This window comes from Clostridium sp. UBA4548, from assembly GCF_002387895.1.
GTDB lineage: Bacteria > Bacillota > Clostridia > Clostridiales > Clostridiaceae > Clostridium_J.
In genome coordinates this window covers 42,997-51,783 of record NZ_DGLI01000012.1, presented here as the reverse complement: position 1 = coordinate 51,783, position 8,787 = coordinate 42,997, and the positions used below count along the sequence as shown (strand labels likewise).

Here is an 8,787-nt window from a genome sequence, read left to right as displayed (position 1 = left end):
CAGACTTATTTACACACTCGTTTACTTTAGAAAAACACTAGTTTTACAGGTGGTCTAAATTTGATAAATATTCAAGTGAAGTGGCACTATTGTACTTTGTACATTCCTTTACTTTCCATATATTTAAATATGGCTTCACCATGTTGTTGCTCTTCTTTTTGTATGTGATTTAATACATCACGAACCTGAGGATCTCTAAATTCAAAAATAGCAGTATTATATGCTCCTGATACATATTTTTCTGTCATTAATAAATCTGTACACATATCAGAATCAGTTAAATTAATTCCATTTGATTGAGTATTATTCATAACTTGATTTGAACTTTGGTTTCCTGTATTTTGTTGAGAACTTTGACTTTGCTGAGAGTTTTGATTTTGTTGTTGGTTCATTTGTGGAATCGTACCATTCAATAGTTGATTAATGCTATTAAGATGAGTTTTCTCAGCATTACCATTAGTATTAAATATTTCTTTTAACTGAGGATCTGTAGCTTGATTTGCATAGTTTGAATATTTTTCAATACAAATTTGTTCATGTGTTTTTTGGTCCTCTAATAACATTCTTTCTTTTTGCGATAGTGTTAAGCTCATAATAAATACCTCCAATAGAATTTTTATAATATAAATTTTAAAATACTATAAAATTAGCATGTGTAATATATTCAAATTTATACTTATAGTGGAATAAAGCTAATTTATTTATAAAATTATCATAAAAATTGTAACGAAACTAAAATTTTAGAGACTAATGATTTGGAAGGGGGAGAAGAATTGAAGGAATTTGATGCATTGTACAAACTTCATTCAAAGGAAATATTTAAATATCTATTCTATCTAACAAATGATAGTTCCTTAGCCGAGGAGTTAGTGCAAGAAACCTTTTTTCAGGCTTTTAAATCCATTCATCTATTTCAAGGTAAATCGAAAGTAAAAACCTGGTTATATCAAATAGCAAAGCATGTACATTATAAATATATTAAAAAGAATCCTTACACTAAGAGTGAAGAATTTAGTGAGAAGGGTGAATATGCAATAAATTACAAAACCCCTGAAATGATTTTAGAAAAGAAGGAGGAAGAAAAACTTTTGCGTAGCTTAATTATGAAGTTGAAAGAGCCCTATAAACAAGTGGTTATTCTTAGAGGTTTAAATGAACTAAGTTTTAAAGAAATAGGGGTAATTTTATCACAAAGTGAGAACTGGGCAAGGATTACCTTCTTCAGGGGAAAACAAAAACTTCAGGAAATTTTAAGAGGGGAGGAAGTAAAATGGCTATAAAATGTGATGTAATAGGAGACTTACTGCCATTATATATCGATAACCTGACAAGTGAAGGTAGCAATGAATTAATAGAAGAACATCTAAATAAATGTGAGCTATGTAAGGATTTATATGATGATATGATAATGGAACTACCACATGAATGCCAAAATAATAAAGATATTTCAGATATCAGTGAAATTAAACTGATGAAAAAAATAAAAAGTAAAATTTGTACGGTTATTACTACTATTATAGTAATTTTCTCTGTATTAGGATTTATTCTAGGGGTTTATGGAAGGGTTATATTCCAAGAAGGAAATCCGATACCTTTGATATCATCCATAATAAAGCTTGAATTTAGCAATGCCAAATACGTGAAATACTCTAATACACCTGATAGATACATTTCAGAAGTTAAATCAGATGTAGAAAGCTATAAAGTTATGAAAGAATTTATGAAGGAAAAAGGATGGACTTTTAAGGAACAAATGGGTTCAACCTTTAGTTTTGAAAAAGATGGAGAACTAATGACTATTGATACAAGACAATATACAAAAAAATATTTTCTTTGGCACATTCCTAAGGAAGAGAGCAACGTAAAGAAAACTGACAGGTAGGTTTTTATTGTAAATAAATCATGTATTATATATAAAAAATAACCTATAGCGTTTTGTAAAGCAGTAGACAAGGTAAAGACACATGAGAAGTTAATTGAAATTTTAATATGTTATAATTAAGAATGTTGTACAAATAATATATTAGGAGTTATAAATATGGATATAAGCACATTGAAGCGTAATCAATTTTTAAGAAGTGTTGAACTTAAAAGAGATAATGTAGAATCCTTTTCAAGGTACCCTTACTGTTTACCAGTAATAAAGAATCTAACAAGGTTAGAGTTTCATCCTAAAGTTACTTTTATTGTAGGGGAAAATGGAACAGGAAAGTCCACTATTTTAGAGGCTGTAGCCACTGCCTATGGATTCAATCCAGAAGGGGGAACCATTAATTTTAACTTCGCATCTATGGATACCCATTCAGAATTATATAATAATATAAAGTTAATTAAAGGGGTAAAAAAGCCTGAAAATGGATTCTTTCTAAGGGCGGAGAGTTTCTATAATCTTGCAACTAATATTGATGAACTTGATAGAGAAGTGCCGGGACTGATTTCTTCTTATGGAGGAAAGTCTCTTCATAACCAATCCCATGGAGAGTCCTTTTTTTCAGTTCTTATGAATAGATTTGGTAGCAAGGGTTTGTACATTCTAGACGAGCCAGAGGCAGCACTATCTCCTGCAAGACAGATGGCTATGATATCAAGGATACATAAATTAGTAGAAGAAAAATCTCAATTTATTATTACAACCCATTCTCCAATTATAATGGCTTATCCTGATTCAATTATATATGAAATTAAAGATAATATAGAAGTGAGAGAATATGAAGACACAGAACACTATCAGCTAATGAAGAGTTTTATTAATAATACAGATAAGATGATTGATATACTTATTAGTGATGAGGACTAGTATAAAACCTTTTATATAAGCGTAACAGAGTGTATTGTTAATTACATTTGTTGAAGGGTATAAAAGTTAAAATATTTAATAATAAATATAGTGTTATATAAATCCATTTAGAATATGACGCAACGGCATATTCTAAAATTTAAATATGAAATTAAAAAAACCTCCAAAGATTTAATTTTTATAAATCTTTGGAGGTTATGATATTTGTAGACTTTATGTTGTAATTTTATTTTACTTGGATTTGTCCATCTTCTATAAGTTCATTAGCAATCCATCTAGCAACTCTTCCAGTGATTGCAATACAATGTCTCTTTCTTTCAGGACTTGCAAAGTTATCGCCAGCCCATTCTTTTGTGATTACTCTACAGCAAGTTGATTTATACTCAGTTTTTATGTAATCATGAAGACCTTTAGCTTTTTCAAACATTTTGGCTTGCATAGGCTCTCCTTGAACTCTACCATATACCATACCTAAAGCCATTTGACCACCTGAAACTGCTCCACATAGACATCCAGCTTTACCCATTCCTATTGGAAAACCGCTAGCTAATTTAACTATATTCTCATCATAAGGTTTACCTAATAATTCGTTGATAGTTTGTACTACTGCTTCACTACAAAAAAATGTACCGCTTCTGAAAAGCTCCTCTGCATTAGCTTGAACTTTTTCAAGGATTTCTTCTTTTGTAAAGTCTTTTGTATTTATTAAATCCATTATTTATTCCCCCACTTTTAAAATTATCTTAAACTCATACATCTGTAATTATAATTTATAAGACTTAAGGATACAAATAGACAAATCCTATGATTGGAAGGTTATCTATCAGAAAAAACAATAAAATAATAGCAATTACATATGTTATACTATTGACGGAGTTTATGAAAACTTTGAAAACTTTTATTATAGGGGGAAGGCTTTAATGGGTCAAGTTTTAAAAAAATGTCCAGTTCCAATAGTGGGACTAATGCTAGGATTGGCAGCTACAGGCAACCTTGTACAATCCTATGGAGAAGTATATCGTAATATATTTGGACTAATATCAGCAATACTACTTATTTTAATCCTCGCAAAGATGATAAAGTATCCTAAGGGGGTAGCAGAAGCCATAGATAATCCAGTGGTTGGAAGTGTATTTCCGACTTTTTCAATGGCTATCATGATATTATCAACTTATGTTAAACCTTATGCTCTACAATTTGCTTTTGTTGTATGGATTATAGGATTAGCAATACATGTTATATTAATTTTATGGTTTACAAAGAAATTTGTACTAAGTTTTAAAGTTAAACAAGTATTTCCATCTTGGTTCATAGTTTATGTAGGTATAGTGGTAGCCAGTGTAACTGGCCCCGCATATGGTATGGCAACTGTAGGCAAATTATCCTTTTGGTTTGGATTTATAACTTATTTAGTACTTTTACCAATAGTTATTTATAGGGTTTTAAAAGTTAAAGAAATGCCAGAACCAACTTTACCTACCCTTGCTATATTTGCAGCACCAGCAAGTTTATTATTAGCTGGGTATATGAATTCTTTTCAAACTAAAACTATGGCATTGGTTTGGTTTTTAATGGTATTATCAATTTTCATGTACGTAGTAGTTATTGTTAAAATGTTTAGCCTTTTAAAATTAAAATTCTATCCAAGTTATTCTGGGTTTACATTTCCACTTATAATAAGTGGTATTGCAATGAAGTTAACTAATGGGTTTTTAAATAAGTCTGGCCAAGGCATTGGCTTTTTACAATATCTAATAAAGTTTCAAGAGGTAGTGGGAGTTATCATAGTATTGTATGTTTTACTTAGATACGTTCAATTTCTTCTACCAGAAAAAGTGGTTGTATCAGATTCAGCAAAAATTTCAAAGTAATTTCTATTTATAAATGCTCTAATAAGATTTGTAAATTTATAGTTAAGATTTTATTTAGATTAACTTATATCATGCTGAATATTAAATAATAAATCATATATACATTAAAAAACTAAAATGAAAAGAAGGAAGTTTCTTTCTCAGTTATTTTATGAAAATAGTAAGTTAAAAAAGCCGTGGTTAATGAGCCACGACTTTTTATTTACATTAAAAGGAATTATGTAGGTTTTTGTTATAAAAGGAGGAAAATAATACATTATGTGGAATACAATAACTATAAGTTAAAAATTAATAATCTATGAGAAGGTGAGAGTACAGTTTTTGGAATTTTTAAAAAACATTATATTTTGCACTAGGGAAGTAGTGCAATCCATAGAAAATGAAAATACAAAATTAAATAATGCATAAATAAAGAGGTGTAATCTAGCACAGGAATTTAATAGTTCTGTTAATATATTTGTAAAAAATGGGGGAAAGAGAATATGGGAGATGTTATAAGTTTTTACGATAGGTATGATGAGGATAATAGACTAGTTTTGGATAGTTCAAGGAAAATTGAGTTTCATGTTACAACAACTGTTTTAAATCAGTATATTTCTAAAGGCCATAAGATTCTTGAACTAGGTGCAGGGACGGGTGCTTATTCCTTTTATTATGGGGAAAGAGGAAATACCGTAGTTGCCACAGACTTAACACCAAAACATGTAGATATTATTGAGGAAAAAATTAAAGCAAGGAATTCTAAATTGGACATATTAACTGCTGTAGTGGATGCTACTGATTTAAGCAGATATGAATCGGAAACTTTTGATGTAGTAACTTGTCTTGGACCAATGTATCATCTTACAAATGAAGAGCAAAGAATAAAATGTATTGAGGAATCTTTAAGATCATTAAAACCAGGTGGAACTTTAGCAATTGCATATATTAATAAGCACTATATAGTTCATGTGGTAATGGCTTACCAAAGAGAATATTTTAGTTCTACTTTTGTGGAAGAAATATTGAGTAAGGGATATTGTAAAGAAGGTGGGGACCAATGTTTTTACACCGTAGGCTTTTTTACAACTCCTACAGAAATGGAGGAGTTTATGGGGAGGTTTAATGTTGATATTATAGATCATGTAGCTACTGATGGTATAAGCTCTTTATTAAGAAATTCTATTAATGAGCTCAGTGATGAAAATTATAAATTATGGAATGACTATAGTGTAACTATGAGCAGAGAAAAAAGCCTGTTAGGAATTAGTAATCATGGATTATTGATTTGTAGAAAGAAATAAACTATTTATATCTTTCATGCAATTCAATTTATAGGTGAATAGCTAAGTAACCTGTGATCTTTGTGGAGTGACATAAAAACAAACAATTAATGGGGAAGATTATGGTGATGATTAATTAAAACTCCTAACATAACTAATAGAGCTTAGTTAGGTAACTGGGGGAGAAAAAATGATTAAAGGTATATTTCTTGCTACTGGAAGCATTCCAACCAAGGAAAGAAGTTGTCAGGGAATTCTTTTAGAATTTGGAGATACTTCTGTGCTTGTGGATTGTGGAGAAGGAATCCAGTATCAACTTTTAAAATCAAATGCTGATTTATCCAAAGTAAGTTCAATTTTTCTTACACATGAACACATAGATCATATTTATGGTGTGGGTGGAGTGTTGGCTTTGTTGCTTAATAAATATAAAGAAAAAATTATTACAGTTTATGGTCCTAAGGAGGTAATATTAATCCTTAGGACCATAGTAAAACTGTTTATGCTTAAAAGTAGTTCTCGTATTGAATATGTGGAATTAAAGGAGGAACAAATTATAAAAAGGGATTCATATGTGTGTTCTACATTCAAAACTTATCATACGGAGTCCTCTTTGGGTTATTGCTTTCAGTTTGATGACAAAAAGCTTGTATTATTAGGGGATATGGCTTTACCAGACGATAAGGCACGAGAAAAAATTGTAAGTAAAGTTTCAGATGCTGATTTTGCAGTTATTGATGGGGTTCATATTGCTGCAGAACAGGCCGCAACAATAGTACGGGATGCTAATATTAAAAATCCTTATCTAATGCCTATATTGCTTAGCAAGACTGAAGAAGTAGTACTAAATGAAATATCATCAATTTTTTCAGGAGTTCGTATTCCTAGGGATTTGGAGGTATTTCAAGTTAAATAATATTATTTACTGAAAAGATTTTTCTCTTTCTCAATATATAATTTAAACTTTAGAAATGTAAGTCATACATAATTTAAATCAATACATTATATGTAAAAATAGTAAAATTATATTTATAATGTATATGGATTATGTTACAATTTAAATATAGTATCAATTGAAATTTCTAAGGGTATTAAGAGAATATTAAAAGGGAAGAGGTGAACAGTACTATGGATATAGGACTAATGGTTATCCTAATTGTTTTAATTTTGTACAATGGGTATCAATATGCAAAAAATAAGAAACAGATATATTTAATCAACATGTTATTTTTTAGTGCATGTGCTATCTATGGAACTAAGTACCCAATCTATAACTACTTACAGAAACCTGAGCAAAGAATTATAGATATAAGTTTTGGAATATTTATAATAACTTTATTTTCCATAGGTTTTGCAAATAGATTCAAGAAAAAGAATAAAGTAAAATTATAAAACTGATTAAGTTAAAAAGACTCAAGGATAGAACCTTGAGTTTTTCATTTTTGCATATTTAAGTAATTTCATTATAAAATTATCAATCAGATTAACTTATAATTTTTTAATAAAAGGTTAAAATTTTATCCATTAATGCAATATATTGTATAAGTAACCAGTATTTTATACAAAAATTTTGCATATAATAGAAAAATTAGACAAAATATGATAATATATTACTTAGTGTTATGGGAGGTGAGAGGTTTATGGGTAATAGAATAGAGGGCAGCAAAAAAGCAGAAATAAATATGAGATTTTCAGAATTTGAAATGCCGCCAATGCAGGATGTACTACTAGTTGGCAATAGAGCACCTATAGGACCAGAAGCAGTAAGAAGGATGGTAGATGTACTTTCACCAGAGCAATATGAGATAATTAAAGTTGAACATGAATTTATTGAAGCCATTGTTGTAAGAAAATCTTTACTAAATATGTTATCACAAGATACACTTGTTCCTATAATTATGGAAGAAGGAGGCATTATTGCTAACGAGTCAATGATTATAAGAGCTCAAGTAAATATAACTCTTAATGTTATCAAATCAATCGACTTATGATAAAAAAGGTTTTTGATATAATAGAAAAAAAATTAATGAAGATTGATGTGTTGAATGGAACTAAAAAAATTCAGGACATTTTTCATCAAGAATCTATAGAATGCTTTACTGTTTATGATGAATATATAATGGTAGGTGTAATTACAAAAGATGAATTAGTTGGCGCCCACCCAAATAGAATAGCAGAAGATGTAATGTCTCATAAATATATAGTAGTTAATTATGATATGTGCATATGGGAAGTAAAGCAAATCTTCGATTACAACAAAAAAGTTAGTATTGTACTAGTAGAAAAAGAAGGTCAGGTTATAGGGTATGTAACAAGATCAATTTTGGATATTGAATTAGGAAAACATTTAGATTCGCTTACTGGACTGTATAAGAAAGAATATATGTTTTATCATGCCTTTAATTTTATAAGACAAGGAAAGAATGCTACAATAATTTTTTTAGACCTAAATAATTTCGGATGCATTGATAAAAAGTATGGCCATATAGTTGGTGACATGATATTAAAAGGCGTAGCAGATATACTAAAGAATTGTCTAGAAGATGATAGTTATTTATGTAGGTACGCTGGAGATGAGTTTGCCATAGTATCATCTAACTCTTCAAATGATTGTAAACTATTAGCTGAGAACATAGTAAAAACTATAGAGGAATATCCTTTTTTCAATAATATTCCTGTTTCAGCTGCAGTGGGGATTACAGGAGGTAGAATGAAGTTTAAAGAGGTTGAAGAAATATTTGTATTTCTAAATGACTTAGTGAATGTTGCAAGTTTAGCATCTACAAAGGCTAAAAAAGACATTACTACTCCAGTTGTTATTAAAAACATAGATGAGACTGCATAGTTACAAGAATTA

11 protein-coding genes are annotated in these 8,787 nt (G+C 29.5%); 9 read left to right on the top strand and 2 right to left on the bottom strand.

Translation table 11 applies throughout. The annotated features are described in order from the left end of the window. Positions 1-86: 86 nt before the first annotated feature. The gene (locus B3040_RS04055) at positions 87-593 is read right to left on the bottom strand and encodes a spore coat protein (protein WP_291570482.1); all 507 of its coding nucleotides are present in this window, start codon (positions 591-593) and stop codon (positions 87-89) included. A 180-nt stretch (positions 594-773) separates the two neighbouring features. Between B3040_RS04055 and B3040_RS04050 the strand changes: the two genes are divergently transcribed. The 3 genes from B3040_RS04050 to B3040_RS04040 all read left to right on the top strand — a co-directional run bounded on the left by B3040_RS04050 (position 774) and on the right by B3040_RS04040 (position 2,797). Beyond that, positions 774-1,280: an RNA polymerase sigma factor gene (locus B3040_RS04050; protein WP_291570480.1), complete on the top strand. Its 507-nt coding sequence runs from the start codon at positions 774-776 to the stop codon at positions 1,278-1,280. Next, positions 1,271-1,882 carry a zf-HC2 domain-containing protein gene (locus B3040_RS04045; RefSeq protein WP_291570479.1) on the top strand — a complete coding sequence of 204 codons (612 nt, stop codon included), beginning with the start codon at positions 1,271-1,273 and terminating at the stop codon, positions 1,880-1,882. The genes B3040_RS04050 and B3040_RS04045 overlap by 10 nt, the downstream gene beginning before the upstream one ends. Positions 1,883-2,038: 156 nt before the next feature. Next, positions 2,039-2,797 (top strand): AAA family ATPase, encoded by a 759-nt coding sequence (locus tag B3040_RS04040; protein ID WP_291570477.1) that lies wholly within the window; start codon positions 2,039-2,041, stop codon positions 2,795-2,797. 226 nt (positions 2,798-3,023) lie between these two features. On the opposite strand, the gene B3040_RS04035 is transcribed toward B3040_RS04040, so the two are convergent. Further along, a complete protein-coding gene (locus tag B3040_RS04035) occupies positions 3,024-3,512 on the bottom strand; it encodes a C-GCAxxG-C-C family protein (protein WP_291570475.1) in 489 nt (162 codons plus the stop codon). 205 nt (positions 3,513-3,717) lie between these two features. On the opposite strand from B3040_RS04035, the gene B3040_RS04030 reads away from it, so the two are divergent. The 6 genes from B3040_RS04030 (at position 3,718) to B3040_RS04005 (ending at position 8,775) form a co-directional block, all read left to right on the top strand. Further along, positions 3,718-4,668, top strand: a complete 951-nt coding sequence (locus B3040_RS04030; protein WP_291570473.1) for a TDT family transporter — start codon at positions 3,718-3,720, stop codon at positions 4,666-4,668. A gap of 482 nt (positions 4,669-5,150) precedes the next feature. Beyond that, complete coding sequence (locus B3040_RS04025; protein WP_291570471.1) at positions 5,151-5,951, top strand: class I SAM-dependent methyltransferase; 801 nt, start codon at positions 5,151-5,153, stop codon at positions 5,949-5,951. Between the two features lie 169 nt (positions 5,952-6,120). Continuing rightward, the gene (locus B3040_RS04020; protein ID WP_291570469.1) at positions 6,121-6,846 is read left to right on the top strand and encodes an MBL fold metallo-hydrolase; all 726 of its coding nucleotides are present in this window, start codon (positions 6,121-6,123) and stop codon (positions 6,844-6,846) included. 212 nt (positions 6,847-7,058) lie between these two features. Continuing rightward, positions 7,059-7,322 (top strand): hypothetical protein, encoded by a 264-nt coding sequence (locus B3040_RS04015; RefSeq protein ID WP_291570467.1) that lies wholly within the window; start codon positions 7,059-7,061, stop codon positions 7,320-7,322. 248 nt (positions 7,323-7,570) lie between these two features. Then, on the top strand, positions 7,571-7,921 hold the full coding sequence (locus B3040_RS04010; protein WP_291570464.1) for a hypothetical protein: 351 nt from the start codon (positions 7,571-7,573) through the stop codon (positions 7,919-7,921). Then, positions 7,918-8,775, top strand: coding sequence for a GGDEF domain-containing protein (locus tag B3040_RS04005; protein ID WP_291570463.1), 858 nt, complete (start codon positions 7,918-7,920; stop codon positions 8,773-8,775). The genes B3040_RS04010 and B3040_RS04005 overlap by 4 nt, the downstream gene beginning before the upstream one ends. Positions 8,776-8,787 lie beyond the last annotated feature (12 nt).